At 45.8% G+C, this 393-nt stretch carries 1 protein-coding gene; it reads left to right on the top strand.

Translation table 11 applies throughout. From position 1 onward, the window contains the following. Positions 1 to 61 precede the first annotated feature (61 nt). Positions 62 to 393 (top strand): reverse transcriptase domain-containing protein (locus PQQ96_RS42255; RefSeq protein ID WP_408303381.1); only part of this gene is annotated, 332 nt, incomplete at its 3' end.

The following is a 393-nucleotide window of genomic DNA, read 5'->3' as shown; positions in this document are numbered from 1 at the left end:
CAAGGGCAAAAGCATTCTAGATCACGTAACATCGCACGCTGCGAGCAAAGCAATGTTGCGGATGGATATTGAACAATTTTTCCCATCGATCAGTCGTGTCCGGGTATGTGAGATTTTCCGCTCCTTAGGATATAACTCTCGACTTTCGAATTTCTTAGCTCATCTGCTGACATTGGATGAAGCATTGCCGCAAGGCGCACCGACCAGCCCAGCAATCAGCAGCATAATACTCAAAGCTTTCGACGAAAGTGTAGAGAGGTTTTGCGCGGCGAACAATCTAATCTATAGCCGATATGCGGATGACATAGCCATTTCCTCGCGAGAGTTGGAAATTGGCGAGCTGGTTAAATCGAATATCGAGGATTTTTTGAAGCAACATGGATTTTCGCCTAA

Origin of the sequence: Paraburkholderia sediminicola (assembly GCF_046027825.1) — a bacterium.
In the GTDB taxonomy this organism is placed as follows: Bacteria; Pseudomonadota; Gammaproteobacteria; order Burkholderiales; family Burkholderiaceae; genus Paraburkholderia; species Paraburkholderia sediminicola_D.
The sequence above is the reverse complement of the archived record's forward strand: the minus strand, read 5'-3'. Positions and strand labels throughout refer to the sequence as shown.